General features: G+C 37.1%; 15 protein-coding genes and 1 pseudogene. 7 read left to right on the top strand and 9 right to left on the bottom strand.

Going from position 1 to position 17344, the window contains the following annotated elements:
• Window positions 1-21: 21 nt before the first annotated feature.
• Window positions 22-1404, bottom strand: a complete 1383-nt coding sequence (locus AC1RNS_RS12160) for a dipeptidase (RefSeq protein ID WP_492992931.1) — start codon at window positions 1402-1404, stop codon at window positions 22-24.
• Window positions 1405-1760: 356 nt separating this feature from the next.
• On the opposite strand from AC1RNS_RS12160, the gene AC1RNS_RS12155 reads away from it, so the two are divergent.
• Both AC1RNS_RS12155 and AC1RNS_RS12150 read left to right on the top strand, forming a co-directional pair.
• A complete protein-coding gene (locus tag AC1RNS_RS12155; protein ID WP_492992929.1) occupies window positions 1761-2735 on the top strand; it encodes a helix-turn-helix transcriptional regulator in 975 nt (324 codons plus the stop codon).
• Between the two features lie 68 nt (window positions 2736-2803).
• Entirely contained in the window at window positions 2804-3259 is a 456-nt protein-coding gene (locus tag AC1RNS_RS12150; RefSeq protein WP_492992927.1) for an SRPBCC domain-containing protein, read from the top strand.
• Window positions 3260-3517: 258 nt separating this feature from the next.
• Here AC1RNS_RS12150 and AC1RNS_RS12145 read toward each other — a convergent pair whose 3' ends face one another.
• The 3 genes and pseudogenes from AC1RNS_RS12145 to AC1RNS_RS12135 all read right to left on the bottom strand — a co-directional run bounded on the left by AC1RNS_RS12145 (window position 3518) and on the right by AC1RNS_RS12135 (window position 5500).
• Window positions 3518-4174, bottom strand: a complete 657-nt coding sequence (locus AC1RNS_RS12145; protein WP_492992926.1) for a DJ-1/PfpI family protein — start codon at window positions 4172-4174, stop codon at window positions 3518-3520.
• A 138-nt stretch (window positions 4175-4312) separates the two neighbouring features.
• Complete coding sequence (locus AC1RNS_RS12140) at window positions 4313-4918, bottom strand: TetR/AcrR family transcriptional regulator (protein WP_492992925.1); 606 nt, start codon at window positions 4916-4918, stop codon at window positions 4313-4315.
• A 178-nt stretch (window positions 4919-5096) separates the two neighbouring features.
• A pseudogene (locus tag AC1RNS_RS12135) lies at window positions 5097-5500 on the bottom strand (SDR family NAD(P)-dependent oxidoreductase).
• Window positions 5501-6046: 546 nt separating this feature from the next.
• On the opposite strand from AC1RNS_RS12135, the gene AC1RNS_RS12130 reads away from it, so the two are divergent.
• A complete protein-coding gene (locus AC1RNS_RS12130; RefSeq protein ID WP_427541836.1) occupies window positions 6047-6595 on the top strand; it encodes an RNA polymerase sigma factor in 549 nt (182 codons plus the stop codon).
• Window positions 6596-6726: 131 nt separating this feature from the next.
• Here the strand turns inward: AC1RNS_RS12130 and AC1RNS_RS12125 are convergent, their stop codons facing one another.
• Together AC1RNS_RS12125 and spx are read right to left on the bottom strand one after the other, a co-directional pair.
• Window positions 6727-7167 carry a MarR family winged helix-turn-helix transcriptional regulator gene (locus tag AC1RNS_RS12125; protein WP_492992923.1) on the bottom strand — a complete coding sequence of 147 codons (441 nt, stop codon included), beginning with the start codon at window positions 7165-7167 and terminating at the stop codon, window positions 6727-6729.
• Window positions 7168-7189: 22 nt separating this feature from the next.
• A complete protein-coding gene (gene spx / locus AC1RNS_RS12120) occupies window positions 7190-7594 on the bottom strand; it encodes a transcriptional regulator Spx (RefSeq protein WP_004225558.1) in 405 nt (134 codons plus the stop codon).
• 409 nt (window positions 7595-8003) lie between these two features.
• Here spx and AC1RNS_RS12115 point away from each other — a divergent pair, with 409 nt between their 5' ends.
• Window positions 8004-8228 carry a hypothetical protein gene (locus AC1RNS_RS12115; RefSeq protein ID WP_492992921.1) on the top strand — a complete coding sequence of 75 codons (225 nt, stop codon included), beginning with the start codon at window positions 8004-8006 and terminating at the stop codon, window positions 8226-8228.
• Window positions 8229-8319: 91 nt separating this feature from the next.
• On the opposite strand, the gene AC1RNS_RS12110 is transcribed toward AC1RNS_RS12115, so the two are convergent.
• The 3 genes from AC1RNS_RS12110 to AC1RNS_RS12100 form a co-directional block, all read right to left on the bottom strand.
• The gene (locus AC1RNS_RS12110; protein ID WP_492992920.1) at window positions 8320-9885 is read right to left on the bottom strand and encodes an ABC-F family ATP-binding cassette domain-containing protein; all 1566 of its coding nucleotides are present in this window, start codon (window positions 9883-9885) and stop codon (window positions 8320-8322) included.
• Window positions 9886-9919: 34 nt separating this feature from the next.
• Window positions 9920-10105 carry an SE1832 family protein gene (locus AC1RNS_RS12105; RefSeq protein ID WP_054772075.1) on the bottom strand — a complete coding sequence of 62 codons (186 nt, stop codon included), beginning with the start codon at window positions 10103-10105 and terminating at the stop codon, window positions 9920-9922.
• Window positions 10106-10294: 189 nt separating this feature from the next.
• Complete coding sequence (locus AC1RNS_RS12100; RefSeq protein ID WP_492992919.1) at window positions 10295-11341, bottom strand: PseG/SpsG family protein; 1047 nt, start codon at window positions 11339-11341, stop codon at window positions 10295-10297.
• A gap of 234 nt (window positions 11342-11575) precedes the next feature.
• Here AC1RNS_RS12100 and AC1RNS_RS12095 point away from each other — a divergent pair, with 234 nt between their 5' ends.
• The 3 genes from AC1RNS_RS12095 (at window position 11576) to AC1RNS_RS12085 (ending at window position 17342) form a co-directional block, all read left to right on the top strand.
• Window positions 11576-12421, top strand: a complete 846-nt coding sequence (locus tag AC1RNS_RS12095; RefSeq protein WP_492992917.1) for an NAD(P)H-binding protein — start codon at window positions 11576-11578, stop codon at window positions 12419-12421.
• Window positions 12422-12562: 141 nt separating this feature from the next.
• Entirely contained in the window at window positions 12563-13117 is a 555-nt protein-coding gene (locus AC1RNS_RS12090; protein WP_492992915.1) for an NADPH-dependent FMN reductase, read from the top strand.
• A gap of 442 nt (window positions 13118-13559) precedes the next feature.
• Entirely contained in the window at window positions 13560-17342 is a 3783-nt protein-coding gene (locus AC1RNS_RS12085) for a DEAD/DEAH box helicase (RefSeq protein ID WP_492992913.1), read from the top strand.
• Window positions 17343-17344: the final 2 nt, after the last annotated feature.

Raw genomic sequence — 17344 nt, 5'->3', positions numbered from 1 at the left:
GGGATTTTGATTTTCCAATAATTATTTTTGTAATGTAGCCACTTCAAATAAATAATCGCTTAAAACGCGCAGTCCTTTATCGAAGTTTTCTAAATGGAAGTGTTCATTTGGTGCATGGAAATTTTCACTAGATAAACCAAAGCCCATAAGTACGACTGGTAATTCTAAAATTTCATCAAAGGCAGCCACGATAGGGATTGATCCGCCGCCACGTGTATAAGCAGTTGGGACGTTATATACTTTTTCATATGATCGACCAGCAGCTTGGATGAATGGGTGATCAAATGGTGTTAAGAATGGACGCCCTTTATCGAATTCAGAGATTGACACTTCAACACCTATTGGCTTGTGTTTTTCAACATGCGACTTTAACAGTGCTACAATTTCTTCGGGTTCTTGATTTGGCACAAGACGGCAAGTGATTTTCGCACCAGCCTCAGCAGGAAGGACTGTTTTAATGCCTTCGCCTGAGAAACCACCAAATACACCATTTACCTCTAATGTCGGACGTGCCCAAGTACGCTCTAAATAGGAATAACCAGCCTCACCGAATAATTCCTTGACGCCAACCTCATCTTTCACTGACTCCTCATCAAAACCAAGCGCACGATAAGCTTCACGTTCCTTTTCAGTTAATGGTAATACTTTATCGTAAAAGCCTTCAACTTGAATTGTGCCATGCTCATCACGGAAGGATGCCAAAATTTCTGCTAATGCATGGATAGCATTTTGTACGCCTCCACCATAAAGACCAGAATGTAAATCACTTTTAGCTCCACGAACGTCAATTTGAATACCTGTTAAACCACGTAAACCATAGCATACTGCAGGCTTTCCAGGACCATATAGACCTGTATCTGAAATCAAAATTAAATCTGCGGTTAATTTCTCCTTATATTCTTCAACATAAGTAGGAAGGTTTGGACTGCCAATCTCTTCTTCGCCTTCATAAATGAATTTAACATTAACAGGTAAAGTCCCTGTAGTTGCAAATAATGCTTCAATCATTTTTAGGTGCATAAACACTTGACCTTTATCATCACTGGCACCGCGAGCAAATAATTTATTGTCGCGAATTGTAGGATCAAACGGCTCACTTTCCCATAAATTTAATGGATCTACAGGTTGTACATCATAATGACCATAAAACAGAATAGTCGGTTTGCCCTCAGCATGTAGCCAATCAGCGTAAACAACAGGGTGACCAGCAGTTTGAGTGATGGAGATATTTTCAAGATTTAGCTTTTCAAACGCATTAGAAAGCCATTGTGCGGCATTTTGAATATCACCTTTATGCTCAGATAAAGAGCTAATACTAGGAATACGTAAAAATTCCATTAATTCATTCAAATGCTCCTCACGATGTTCTGCGAAGTAAGTATCTAGTTGCTGTAAATTTGTCATCTAACATCCCTCTTTCTAATTATTTCGATAATAGAAATAGTATAGCATAATTTTCTTACAGGAATGGCAATATCGTAATAGTAAAGCGAGAAGAAGTAGAAGGCACATCAGGTTTTTGCAATAGCATTCACAGTATAGTGGCTGTTCTCAGAGAAGTATTCAGTCGGGGGTGTTTTTAATCCAACTTTATTAAAAGCTTTAGCGAGATATTTTATAATAAAGTAGAATGTTCTTCAGAGTAAACGCTGTAAGTTATTTAACCAAAAGGTAAACATAGTTTTACATTAATGATTAAATTTTTTACTAATATTAATTTCTTACAACTATTTGATTTTCTGAGAAAGGAGTGACTATATATGTCTAAAATGGTTAATATGCTTTCTATATTATGGCTCCTCAAAACGAGGAAACAATTGACTGCTAAGGAGCTAGCAGAGGAATTAGAAATCAGTATTCGTACGGTGTACCGCTATATTGATGCATTGTGCGCAAGTGGAGTACCAATCATTTCAGATGCAGGACATAATGGTGGGTACAGTTTATTGAATGAGTTTACAAAGGCACCTTTATTTTTTAACCTGGATGAGCAAAAAGCACTTGTTCATGCTGCAAAATTTGCAATAGATGCAGGGTATCCCTTTAGTGAAACGTTAGATGAAGCAATTTCTAAGTTAAAAATGTATACAAATGAGGAACAATTAAATCATATCAATCGGCATTTAAGAGGATTTGAAGTCATCCATCCTACTATTGAATCGTCTTTGAAATCCAATCTTCAAGATTTGGAAATGGCTGTTGCCGAAAGTTATAGATTAGCTATTGTTTATCATAAAGATAGGGGGATTGAGCCACAATCACGTCACATAGATCCTTATGGTCTTGTTTATTGGAAAGGTAAGTGGTACACAGTTGCTTATTGCCATCTGCGCGAAGAAATTCGAAGTTTTCGAATTGATCGTATTCAATCATTATCCAGAACAGATGAAAAATTTGATAGGCCCTTGGGGTTTTCAGCACGTACTTTCTTTTTAAAGGGTCTTTTACCTGATTCAAGTCAGCTTGAAAAACTCATTTCTGTCCGTATCAAAGGCAATGCGCATGTGCTTGATGATTTATGTCAGCATTGGTTATTTCATCATGCTTTAATAGAACGAAAAAACGACCAAGCTCTTTTTAAGGTTGATAAAGAGTCTATTCATTGCTTTGTACCTTACTTTCTACTTACCTATGGTAAATCTATTACTATTTTGGAGCCAACTTTATTGCAAGAAAAATTGGCAACAATCAGCTTTGAGTTATTCAATCATTATCAAAATACTTCACTTCACTGACCGTACTTGTCAGTGAATTTTTTTATAATGTACATGTTCATAATAAAATTTTAGGAGGAATAAAAATTATGAAGGATTTGAAATATCAATTTTATATTTCAGGTACACCAGAGGAAGTTTGGAAGGCACTTATCTCTCCTGAGGGTACAAAACAAATTTATTATGGGTCCGTCATTAAATCTACATTTCAAGTGGGCGATCTCTTGGAGTATGTCGGTCCTGGAGTAGATGGAGATGAAACCGTGCATGTTTACGGGAATGTATTGGAATATGAACCAAATCAGTTACTTCGATTTACTCACTATCCTGGAAAGTCATATATAGAAGATGATTATGCATTAGAGTCACGAATTTCCTATTTTTTAGAACCTATTGGCTCATGCACGAAATTGACACTCATTCATGACCAGTGGAAAGAAGGCGATTCCACTTATGAAAACAGCGACAAGGCTTGGTGGATGATATTAAGTAATACAAAGACTTTAGTAGAAACAGGAAGTACTCTAGAATTTGATGAGGGTTAATAATCCGTCACAAATGGGTTATTAGAAAGGGAGTAGTAGAGCGTAATTTCTTAACTAATTTGTATCTAAAGATTTATGTATCTCATTGATTGTGAAATAAACAATTTTAATTGTGTAAAAAACTTAACCATGGTCTATAATTTTTCACATATTAAGCTGTACAATTATCGGGTACGAAACTGTAGAGAATAATCCATTTTGACTAAACTTTCTTCAAAGTGGATTATTCTTATATTTCAATCTTTATTTTTATATAAATTACATTTCAGGTTCTTTCTCAGAAAGCTCATGAAGTAGCTTTTTAATATTTTCAATTAAAGGTGCTGGGGCTTTTTTTATTGATCCAGTATCGAAGGGTGGTTGTGGATCATATTCCAATATTAATTGAACCCCTTTACTAAGATCCTCTCCAAACTCCCAAGCAACTAATTGAAGAGCCATGTCAATACCTGAGGAGATTCCAGCCGCTGTTACTATTTTGTCTTGACGAACAACTCTTTCTTCTGTTGGAATTGCACCAAGCGATTGAAGAATGTCAAAAGAACCCCAGTGACTAGTTGCCACTACATCATTCAATAAACCAGCAGCACTTAAAATCAATGAACCATTGCATACAGATGTAGTCCATTTAGTAGTCTCGTGCATTTTACAAATCCAGTTTAATGTTTCTTCGTCATTCATTGGATTTTTGTAGTTAGGGGGACTACAACCAGGAACGACAAGAATATCAGCAGATGTAATTTCCGAAAAGCTATAATCTGCATGTAAATAACCCATTTTAGAATCCAGCTTTACAATTCCTTTTTCCTTAGCAACAAATTTCACATTACATTGCTGTGTAGCTGCAAATACCTCATAGGGACCAATTGCATCTAATGCTGTAATTCCATCATATAGCATGATTGTAACTTCCATCATCATCTCTCCTTAAAGATTATTTCAGACCGGACCGTCCGGTCTGAAATAATCTTATATGTTCTTACTAGTATTTTCAATCTAATAATTGTTACATTTTCGTGAAGAGGAAATAAAAAAAACAAGAGGAATTGAGTTTTAGACCTCTTGATTCTTAGCTGAGTAGTATTGTAGGAGTATTTTTATTTGTTGAATGCTATGGAGCATGTGCTCATTATTTAAGGATAAACGACTTGCCATAATAGCACCCTCTAAAGTAGAAAATAAAAAAGAGGCTATAGAATAGGAATCTATATCTTCGCTAAATTCCTGTGAGCAAATTCCTTCCTCAATAATAGAGTGTATAAAATGTAATGTTTCGTTATGGGCTTTTGCGGCTAACTCATGAAGTTCTTGGAAGCCGTCATCACTTTCGATAGCTGTATTAAGAAGGGGGCAACCACCATCTACTGGAGGATTGTGAACAGCATCTTGATAAATTTCAAACATGGCTATTAATTTATCTGTAGCTGAAGCTTTAAATTGCGTTGCTTCAAAATAATGCTTCCAAATGATTTCCATGGAATAAACAAAAGAAGCAATAGCAATTTCATTTTTGTTCTCAAAACGTCTATAAATGGCTCCCTTTGGTAATCCAGTTGCATTCATAATATCCTGTATAGAGGTTAGATTGTAGCCTTGTTTATTAAATAATTTAAATGAGGTTTGGATAATCAGATCACGAGTTATATCTTCTTTCATCATTTGTTGTCCTCCGATACACACTAATAATAAAACAGTATAGCATAATGTAATCGGAGAATCTGATACTTCAATATAATAGAAATAAAATAAGGCCTGATTCCTGATAAAATTCCAGAGTCAGACCTTATGTTCAATTAATGGCTGTATAGCCATCATCGACAAGCAAAGTTGTGCCATTTTAAAGTGCATCATCACTTGTTAAAAATAGGGCAGCTTTTGCTATTTCCTCTGGTGTTGAACATCTACTGCTGTAAGTAGGGGAGTGTCAATGTATCCAGAACAAACCGTTTTTCGTAGGATAGTTCATGTGCAGGAGCATCATCAGCCCGCATTTGCATACATAATATTGAGCTTAACGTATTTATTAACGGTTTCATTAATTATGTTTATAATATCTTCTTCTTTTGTTATCGAAAGTGTATCATAACCATTCTGATTTAATTCTTCTGAGATACTTTGTCCACAATTTGAGAAATCCGCGATGACAACTTTGGTCTCTTCTTCAACAAAAAGGCGAACAGTAACTTAACCAATACCACTTGCGCCACCGGTTATGATAGCTACTCTATCATTTAGTTTCATAGTTAATCCCATCCTTTATTCCGCATTAACGGGCTGTAAGACGCTCACCCCAAAATTCAGCGAGAGCAAAGAAGTTAGGTGGGAGATGAACAGTCCGTAAGAGCCCGATTGGTAAATACTAATAATCATTGGGGGACGGAGAAAATCCATAATGATTAAGTTTTACTTTATTTTGCTGTTGCTCTGCCATCAATGATAAATTCGGCAGCTTGCAGAACAGCATTTTGTTTTTGACTCCAAGAAGCCAATTTACTTAAAGAATTAAGGTATGGCAGTTTCTTTTTCCTTTAAAATAACAGAAAAATAAAAATATTGATTTACACGAATACTATTGAAACTAACATAAAAAATAGGGAAGCGAGGCATGATAAAACGGTTATTTAGGGATAAGAAATATAGTAGTAAAACAATTTTTACGAATATTACAAGTGATAGTATCTAAGCTTACATGATTGTAATGAAATTGAAAGCCAATACGATAGAGTGTAATACATTATTTTGCGAGAATGTGTATAGAAGAAAGAACAAGAAGCGGAGGAATACACAATGAATGAAAAATTAGAAGGCGTATATGAGGAATTTAATCGTTACATATACCATTTATGTTTAAAACTTACTCGCAATAATGTAGAAGCTGAGGATTTAATGCAAGAAGTTTGGGTAAAGGTTGTTCGCTATGAGGACAGCGTGGCCGAAGTGGAGCATATTAAAGCTTGGCTGACAACTATTACGATGAATACATTTAGAGATCGCTATCGCAAAAAAGTGAGACGTAGTAAATATATGATGAACCAACCTGAAACATTAGACGTTCCGATTTTAGATTTGGTTCCCAACAATGATATTTCAACTGAAGAAAAAATTGAAAAAGATATCGTTACAAAATTAGTACAGGATAAAATGGAGCAATTAGATGGCATCTATCGAAAAACGTTATGGTATTTCTACATAGACCAATATTCACTTGCTGAAATCTCTACGATTATGAAAGTTTCCATTGGAACTGTGAAATCTCGTTTATTCCGTGCAAAAGCTCGTTTAAAAGAAATGCTAATGTCTGATGTGTCAATTGTAGAAGCTGTGCTGCCAGCATAATAGTATGAATTGGCCGCCAAGCGTAATTACTTAGACGGAAGTATTCGAACGGCTAAATCAAAAAAGGATGCATTGCAAAATAATTTGCGATGCATCCTTTTTATATTGTATAAACTTGATAAAGGTCATTCCTATCGATTTGGATCAAACTCAAGTAAACATTTAGCAAAAATATCACGTAGTGTTTGAACCTCCTCAGCTGAGAGCATACCAAACATATTGTTGATAATTTCACTTACTTGCTGGCGAGATTCCTTTAAAATATTTTCGCCTTCTGTAGTGATCACTAATTGTGATGCTCGTCTATCTGTTGCGTGCTGTGTTTTTTCAATAAAGCCAGCATTTATTAGCTTACTTGTTAAAACAGTGACACCGCCTGTCGTCACTTTTAACCGATCAGCAATGGCAGAAGGGCGCTTTGGACCCTCCTGCGATAAATAGTCTAAAATTAAAATATGGGATTTTGAAAAGCCGAGTACATTATGATTATTCCACTCGTTCGCCCACTTACGCTCAATGGAAAATACAACTTCAAACAACGAGGTAATGGCTTTCTGTTTTTCTTGATCCATATAGGTCATCTCCAAAACTGTTTTAACTTTCTTGTGCCAATCTTGTCATCGCATTTAATTCGTAAGCACGTACTTTACGTGGAATAAAACGACGGATGTCCATTTCATTGTACCCAACTTGTATACGTTTTTCATCAATTATGATTGGGCTACGCAGCATTCTTGGATGAGCTTGGATAATAGCAAATAGCTCTTGAATTGAAAGTTGGTCAATATCAATATTTAAATTTTTAAAATCATTTGAGTTTGTTGCAATAATTTCGTCTGTTCCATCTTCTGTCATGCTTAAAATTTCTTTGAATTCTGCAAGTGTTAGTGGATGTGAAGTAATACGTTTTTCTTTATATTCAATATTGTGATCTTTTAACCATTTAAGTGCTTTTCTGGATGAAGAACAGCTCGCTTGTGAGTAAATTGTAACTGTCATTCTTCATTCCTCGCTTTCTTTTTTAGATTATATTTTATAAATATCTTATTAGTAAGTTAAATAGGTTATACATATATCTTACTAGTAAGCTATATATAAATCAATAGTTAATTAAAAATTTTTTCATAGAAAAATGCTATTTTTTCAACTACATTAAAGTATACGCAGAAGAGAACGAAAAGTTTCGTAAATTCAGCTTACAATGATGTAAGTTTATCCAATATTCATGTATGAAGAACATAGGATGTAGAGAGTAAATCTAATAGATGGAAAGAGAGTCTGATTTAAAGGAAGTGATATAGTAGTTATTCCACTGATTATATTATGATGAAACACTGGTGATTATGCATAAAAAATATCTATTTGGATTTTTTGGAGAATTGGACCGATTAGGAGAGCAGGGGAATGCTTGGATAGGGAAGGAGTCGCTCAGATAGTCGAAGAAAAAGCTCAGGTAGTCAGAGTAACCGCTCGGGTAGTTGAAGAAAGCGCTCAGGTAGTCAGAGTAACCGCTCGGATAGCTGAAGAAAGTGCTCAGATAGTCGAAGAAATAGCTCAGGTAAGTGGAAGAACTGCTCAAACAGCAGAAAGAATTGCTCAGGTAACTGTAGAAACTGCTCAAGTCGCTAAATAAATCGCTCAGGTTAGCCACAAAATTACTTCTCCATCAAAAAAAGGGCAGTCCCAAGTGATAGATACATCACACTAGAACTGTCCCGATTAAATTAGCTTTGTTGTCCTGAAGTAAACCAATCTTGGACGTTCCAAACTTTAGTTGCGAGACCTTCATAAAAATCAGGCTCATGGCTAACGAGTACGATTGTCCCTTTAAAGTCTTTCATAGCACGTTTTAATTCGTCTTTTGCATCAACATCTAAGTGGTTAGTTGGTTCGTCAAATACTAGCCAGTTTGCTTCCTCCATCATCAGCTTACATAAGCGCACCTTTGCTTGCTCACCGCCAGATAAAGAGTTAAGAGGGCGTGTAATATGCTCCGTTTTAAGTCCAGCACGTGCTAATGCTGCTCGAACTTGGGCTTGCTCCATTGAAGGGAAGGCATTCCAAACATCGTCGATTGGCGTAATTTTATCAGCCTTTACTTCCTGCTCAAAGTAAGACGGATAAAGGTAATCACCACGAACAACCTTTCCATCAAGTGGATTGATTTTACCAAGCATTGTTTTTAATAATGTAGATTTCCCTACACCATTCATTCCCACAAGCGCGATTTTTTCACCTCGCTCAATATTGAAAGTCAATGGAGGCAGTAATGGTTTTTCCTTGTCATAGCCAATAACTAAGTTTTCAGCCTCCACCACATAACGACTTGAAGAACGAGCTTCTTTAAAACCGAATTCAGGTTTTACAGCTGTTTCAGGACGGTCGATACGCTCTAAGCGGTCAAGCTGCTTGGCGCGGGATTTTGCACGACCAGTAGTTGAGTAGCGAGCTTTATTTTTCGCAATAAAATCTTCTTGTTTTTTAATGAATTCCTGTTGTTTTTCATAAGCATCGATATGCTGACGTTTATTGATTTCAGCAAGTTCTAAAAACTTTTCATATGTCGCAGTATAGCGAGTTAATTTAGAAAACTCTAGTTGGAAGATAACATCCACCGTTTCATTCATAAACTCTGTATCGTGCGAAATTAATAAGAAAGCGTGTGGATAATTCTTTAAATAGATTTTCAACCACGTAATATGCTCTTCATCAAGATAGTTGGTCGGCTCATCTAGTAATAATACTTTTGGTTTTTCAAGTAATAACTTTGCTAGTAAAACCTTTGTACGTTGACCACCAGAAAGAGCAGCGACGTCACGGTCCAAGCCGATTGCGTCAAGACCAAGACCACGTGCAACCTCATCAATTTTCATATCAAGCGTATAGAAATCACCTGCGTCAAGAGCATCCTGTACCTCAGCCATTTGCTCTAATAACACCTCTAATTCCTCAGGTGTTGCGTCAGCCATTTTTCCTGTAATGTCATTCAGTTCTTCTTCTTTTTTATATAAAGGAAGAAAGGCATCTCGTAATACATCACGCATAGTACGACCCGCTGTCAGTACAGTATGTTGATCTAAATAACCATAATGGGTTCCTGGTAGCCATTCAACTTTACCAGTATCGTGGATTGCTTGACCCGTAATGATGCCCATTAATGTTGACTTACCAACACCGTTTGCACCTACTAGACCAATATGATCCCCTTCTACTAAGCGAAAGGATACATCCTTAAAAAGAGTACGGTCACCAAATGAATGACCTAAATTTTCAACTGTTAATATTGCCATATATGTTCCTCCAACTATTTATCCTGTTTATATCTTAAAGTTCTGCTAATTGTTTATTTAACTCTGCTAGTTTTGCTTCCATATTCGCAAGGCGTTGCTCTGCTTTTGCCACCTGATCATTATGACCAGTGGATTCAAGTTTTTCAATATCACCTTGTAAATTTATATAATCCATTTTTAGCTCTTTAATTTGGTATTCAATGTCGCTTTTTGTTGGCATGATGATTGCTCCTTTTACATATTTGTATTGCGAATGCGTATAAAAGCGATGGAGGCTTTTCCCATCCCCCACCGCTTATTTGTTAAAATCAATCGGGTACATATCATGTTTGAAATCACAATATCAGTAGGTGAAATACATAAGTGAAAAATTCTAATATATTGTATCATATTCACCTTCAAAGTAGCACTAAGTTGAAGCGATATTATGTCGATCGTAAGCGAAATCTAATAGCATGGAATGCAGTGTTTCATTGTTACTGACAAGATTTAGCTGTTGTTGCTTTTTAACAGCTCTTTCACTTCGAGCCTCATGTAATAGGAACTCCATGACAGCATTTTGAATTTGTGATTGCTTCATTTTGCGGCCAAGACCAAGATGAATAAAGCCGTTCTGCTCTCGAGGAAATGCATGTAGAAGCTCGGCCTCTGTCTGTGCAAGCGTAATACAAGGAACGCCATATGAGGCGACTTTATAAGGTGTGTAATTGGCATTACAAATCATAACATCGGCCTTTGGTAGTAGTTTTAGGAGTGCATTTTTATCGCGAAGAATAGCTGTGTTGCGACGACTGAGCACCATCATTTGCAAATCCTCGATTGCATGTTGATAGCTATCATCAATCATCACGGTAATTTGTAGTGGAATTTGTAGCTGCGTTAAGTGTCGAAGAGTACGGTAGGTAAGGTTATGCTCGTCCCCATCCTCAAAAGCAACAACGATATGGGGTGGGTCTTCAGGTGTTTTACTTTCTGGTATATCTTTGAAGTTTTGATATACTTCAGGTACTGCGAAAACAAAGCTACCGCCTATATAATGTGATGGTAAGTAATCTTTCACTTCTTGATAAAGTGCTAGTAAAACACAGTCACAGGCTTGACCACCATCACCAAAATCGTCAAAGTGAAGTATAGTCTTGCAGAATGGACGTAAATTCTCTACTTGCCAGCTTTCAGAGTTACGACCATCCCTTACAATTAAATCAGGTTGTAGTTCCTTTATTTGCTTCGATAGTTCATCAAAATGGTCGAATAAAATTGGAGAAAGGTTTTCATGCATTAAAATTGGAATCCCATCATTTGAAGGGGTTTTTACAAATATCAAAACTTTTTCATTTGTAAATAGCTTGGCTAACGTTGCAACCCGTTCAAAAGGATACAGCCCTTTATCAATACAGCTTTCAATAATGAAAACAATCGTCTTTTTCAGTTCTGTTGCTTGAGTTTCGTTTTGCAAATGTATCCCATCCTTTCATCTGTCTATTTAAATTATGGTGAATAATGGGCAAGTATGTGTAAAAATTAGGATTAGATTATTTGGAATATAAAACACTTTTAGTCTGATAACCTTTGATAAAGCCTTTATCCTTAAAAAGTTAGTGATAAAAAACGCTTCTTTTACCGATAAATAAAGTAGATAGTTTAATAGTATTGTTTTGTTAGGTATACGAATGTGAAGGGGGTACATCCAATGGGAATGCGTGCAGCAATTGTTGTAGGGGCTACAGGTTTAACTGGTACCTCACTTGTGGAACAATTATGTGAAAATGATGAATATGTTTCAGTTTTGGTTATTGCTCGAAGAAAGCCCGTGTTTACACATCCAAAGCTTGAAGTGAAAATCCGTGATTTTGATACTTTAGAAGAAAAAGACATAGAATTTGCACATGAATTGTACTGTTGTTTAGGGACAACGATAAAAAAAGCGGGTTCTCGTGAAATGTTCGAAAAAGTTGATTTTGAATACCCATTAGCTATCGCCTCATTAGCAAAAAAACGTGGTATCCCTCATATGCTTGTAATTACAGCGATGGGGGCAAATGAGAGTTCTCCATTTTATTATAATCGTGTAAAGGGGAAGCTAGAGCATGATCTGATAGAGCTAGGCTTACAGAGACTTTCTATTATACGCCCATCATTATTAGTGGGTGATCGAGAGGAATTTCGTTTGGGTGAGAAGGCAGGAGAGAAAGTGTTAAAGGCAGCCAAACCTCTATTAGTGGGGCCGCTTAAACGTTCGAGGGCAATTGATGCCTCACAGGTTGCAAAAGCGATGATTGTTATTGCACTGCATGGGAAGAAGCAGCCCGTTGCAATTTATCAATCACAAGAGTTAGCGAAGTTAGATTTCCCTGAAATAAAGGAAGAGGATGTTTCGCGGGAGGATTTATTTAATTGGGAGAAGCACAAATTATCTTCTGCAATTGATGAGGGCGATAAAGTAAACCGAGAGGTCATTATAAATCGGGATAAATATAAAATTGAGGAAACCGTTGTAGATAAGGAAGTGAATTTTCATCAGCGGGAGGATGAATAAATACGCCTCATCAATAAAGTGAGGGTGATTGCGTTCCGCCTAAAGACTGAATTTCCGTTTTTCACTATTGCTCTGCTTTTCGTGTCTCTATTCATTTGTTACAATATTATTGTAGAAGATGACTGTGGAGGCAAAGTGAACATGAAAATTTTACTGGTTGATGGCACAATGTTTGGTCGTAAAACAGGTGCTATTTTAGAGCAAGTGGAACAGTATATTAAGGAATTAAATGCTAGTTTCAATTTAGAAATTATGCATTTTAGTCAATATAAGCATCAAATTGTTGACGGATCTCCGTTAAATGATGATATGAAGAACATGATTCAGAAATTTGAGGAAGCGGATGCATATATTATTGCCACTCCCATTTTCCAAGCATCGATTCCAGGAGTTTTGAAAAATGCCTTTGATTTCTTACATCCGAAAACAATGCGCTATAAACCAGTGTCAATCGTAGCAAATGGTGGTACCTATCAACACCATTTAGTAGTAGAAAATCAATTAAAGCCGATTTTAGACTACTTCCGTGCACTTGTTACACCTAACTATGTGTACACACATACATCTCATTTCGATGCAGACAATCATATTATAGATGAAGATGTTCATAATCGTTTACGTGAGTTGGCTCGTGTGTTTGTTCAGTATTGTGAAATGAGTAAAACATTGCCGAAGGAAACGATTGACCAACATTAAGATTAAAGCTGTATCTTCATCCAGCAAATGTTTTTTGTATCGAAAGCATAGCGGCAGATACAGAAGACTCCTACCTCTACAGGTGGTGAGATGAATGCGGATTGGTTCCTTTTCAGTGGGTGTCCAAACACCTACTGAAATAGCGGAACTCAGTCTAAGAACACCACGTCCTGTGGCAACGACTGAGTGACCAACATCATGTTGGCCTAAAGCCTCCGGCGGATGTCACGGATTTTAAAAGGTATGAATTGTGCGGGCACAATTCAAAATCTGGACGCATTGTTTATCTGTGCGAAAGCGAAGCGACAGCAACAATTACGCCAAGGCGAAATTGGTCCCTTGTATGGTGGAAGAAAATCACTATGCAGGGGATTTTTCTTTTTAAGTATCCTTTTTCATTGTGATAAAATAGGATTTTAGCGATCGGAAAGGAGGGCTGCTCATGCAGGACATCGCTTTACTAGAAAAGCAACGCTGTAATCTTATTTTGACCAATAAGGCCAAGGAAGCGGTAGAGGAATGCTCAGCAAATGAGCATGCCTTTTTTGCGTTACAAAAATCTTTCACTGTGTACATAGAAAAGCGTAAAGCTAAAACGATTGGCGAAACGTTTTTATCCGTTTATTTTAATGCTGAGCATAATGAAAAACTAAACGAAGTTCTAGCAAAAAAAACAGCTATTATGGATTGTGTGCTAAAGGTGGAGGGCCTATTAGCTACAAATATTCGTTTTGTTCATATGCATAGTCCGATTAATACCAATCGACGCTTACCAGCAGCATTACAATTTATCACAAAGCCTAATAATGGTGCGGGTATTCCTCTCGAGCTTCATACAAAGATTAGAGAGCTGCCGATAGCTGAGGAACGTACAGAATATGTGAAAAAGCGTATTTCGAGCTGGGAAGGCTATTTAAAAATTCAAGAACGTGATGCAACCATTGATGATATTCATACAGAATTTAAGCAAAGCTATTTTAATGAAGATTTTTCAAGGCTCACGATTGTTTGTCCATATATAAAATCTAAGGAATGGAAGAAGCTTGAAGGTTTAAGCGTTAGCATTCAAGGAGTTCGTGGTGAAGTTGGACAAGTATTAAAAACAAATGCAGGGAAACAGACAGTAGAAATTGACCTAAAGCCTTTTGTACAGGATTTGGCTCGTAAAGACCAGCTGCATTTACGTTCTAAACAAGCAAGCTTTAGTAATTTTGCTACATTGAGTCAGATTAGGCGTTTACGCAATGGTTTTACAAAGCTAGAGAAGGGTGAGGCTGTTAATCCTCATTTAGAAACAATCTTATTTGAAAGACGCCCTACTGTCCGAGCAGCAAAACTACGTGAGGATATCGATTTTCATAATCATTTAAATGAATATCAGCAGCAAGCCGTCTTAGGAGCATTATCTGTTGAAGATTTGTACGTAATTCAAGGACCTCCAGGAACGGGAAAGACTACTGTTATTTCAGAGATTTGTCAGCAAAATGTCAAGGCTGGATTAAAAACACTTGTTGCTTCTCAATCGAATTTAGCAGTTGATAATGCACTAGGTCGACTTCTCTCCAATCAGGAAATTCGAATTTTACGCTATGGTAGAACAGAGAGCATTGAAGAAGAAGGTAAAAAATTTATTGAGGAAAATGTTGCTCTTCACTGGCGTGAGCAAACTCTCGCAGCGATTAAAGAGGAAATTTCAGCCTTTACTGAGCGTGAACAAGATCTAAAGGCAGGCATAAACAAGGCTAACGAAGAGCAGACCAAACTTAAGGCATGGCTTGAGAACCTGACAAAAGAGATAGCGGCAAAAGAGCAGGCTGCTATAGATGAGCCCGTTTTACAGCAGGAGATTCAAGCTTTAAAAAAAGAATTAAAGGCTACAAAAGCTGAGCAGCAGGAGTGTGAGGCGCAAAAAGAGCATTACGAAAAACAACTGGCACAAATTGAACCTACTGTAAAATCGCTTGAACAGGTTCTTACTGAAAATCCATCAGCTGAGCAGCTGCAAAATGTGATTCAGGAGACGACTAAAAAGATTGAGCAACTAGAAGCTGCTGCCCAATATAAGGAGCTACAGGAGCAAAAGCAACAGTTAGCTTACCAGTTTAAAGATATTCAGGTGAAATATGAGGAAGAAAGCGATCGACTGCATTTAATGAAGGAAGCGCAAAATTATATTGGTAATTTACTTTCCTATGAGCGAATTCAGCGATTTTTTCAGCATTATCAAATAAAACCCTCCTATGTACTGTCACAGCAAATTGAACGGGTTCAGCATTTAGAGGATGCTAAAGATCTAAATGCATGGGCTACGATTAACACGCGACTACAAAACGCCATTGCGAAGCTTGAGTCATTGCTTGCAAACGATGCAAGAGAACGCGCACTTGCTAAAAGTAGAGTACAGCCTGTTCAGTCGTTTTCATTGCAAAATCTAACAGGTGTCTTTTTTCAGCTTAATCAAGCCTTTCAAGATGGGCAATCACCCTCAGCTGAGCAGCTTGAAAGCTATTTGCTGGGACTGTATATGCGTCGTGATTTTGTTTGGCAAAAAGGTGTTGCTCTAAAACAGCAACAGCAGCATAAGGATCAAGAATTTGAATTGCTGCGTAAAAATATTAGCTCTTTAATTCATCAAGAATGTGCCATTACGAGCTTTGACGTTCAAAGCTTACAGAGACAATTGCAGCCATTTATACAGCATACAGAACGACTTCAGCAGTTAGCTGATACATTCCAAATAGATGTTGAACCAGAGGAATCTGTTGAGCAGTTGAAAATGCTTGTATCGCAATCAAAATCTTCCCTTCAGGACGCACAAAAGCTGCTAGAAGCAGTTGAGAAGGCAAATGTACAGCTCATGCCAAAGAAAGCAGTTCTTCAAACTGCACAAACTAGCTTACAAGAAATTGAACAGCAGCTTTCACAAATAGACGGAAGCCTAAAGGAAATAAATATTGCTGGATTAAAGAAGGAAAAGCAACTCACAGCTTGCACTAAGCTTCTGCAATCAACACCAGAGCGCACGTATGAGGAAGTAGAAGAAGCGATTAAAACATCTCAAACAGCTTTAGAGGAAATGCAACGTAAGGAACAGCAACTACCTCTAAGGAAAAAATTACAGGAGCAATGGCGTGACAAGCTACAAAACGCTACTGAATATGATTTAGATGAGATTCGTAAATTATATGTACGTCATGCTAATGTTATTGGTACAACATGCGTTGCTTCGGCAAGTAAGGAGTTTATGGAAAACTATCCTACATTTGATGTAGTTATAATTGATGAAGTATCCAAAGCAACACCACCAGAACTCTTATTACCAATGCTAAAGGGGAAGAAGATTATCTTAGTGGGCGATCATCATCAGTTACCGCCATTACTTGGAGATGATACGTTAGAGGAAACCTTAAAGACGATGCTGGATGAAAATCCAAATTTTGAGGGAGCACATGAATTAAAGAACTTGCTACGTGAATCTTTATTTGAACGTTTATTTAATAATCTACCACACACACATAAGCAAATGCTTGCATTGCAGTACCGAATGCATGAAAAAATCATGCATAGTATTACACCATTTTATGCGAAGGAAGAGAATGGCTTACAATGTGGTTTACCAGATTCCGATGCTGCACGTGATCATTGCTTAGAAGGTCAGTTTGTGAACCGAGATGATCATTTGTTATGGATTGATATTCCTAGCGAAAAACCTTATCTGGAGGAGCAGGTAAAGGGCGGAACAAGTCGTTACAATGAGGGTGAATTACAAACTATTCGACGTATTTTAATAGATTTAAATGATGCTGTTATCGCAGCAAAGAAGGCTGGCCGAATGCCACAAGATGCACAAAAAAGCGTCGGCGTTATAAGCTTCTATGGTGAACAGGTAAAGAAAATAAATCGTCTTCTTCAGCAGGAATTACAGTTATCCCATCTGCAATTTAGAACAGGAACTGTCGATAAGTTCCAAGGGATGGAGATGGATGTCATATTAGTTAGTATGGTCCGTAACACCCCTAAAGGTGGAGATATTGGCTTTGCAAGAGATTATCGCCGCTTAAATGTCGCCTTATCTCGTGCTCGAGAGCTATTACTGCTTGTTGGAAGTGCTGATATGTTTGCAAAACGTGCCAAGCATCAGGATACACGGGAAATGTATAGTAATCTTTTAAATACAGTAAAATCTTATAATGGCTTGCGTAATCATGAAGGACAGGTGATGTAGAT

The organism is Lysinibacillus sp. GW821-FHT14F06 (assembly GCF_058803665.1).
The sequence above is the reverse complement of the archived record's forward strand: the minus strand, read 5'-3'. Positions and strand labels throughout refer to the sequence as shown.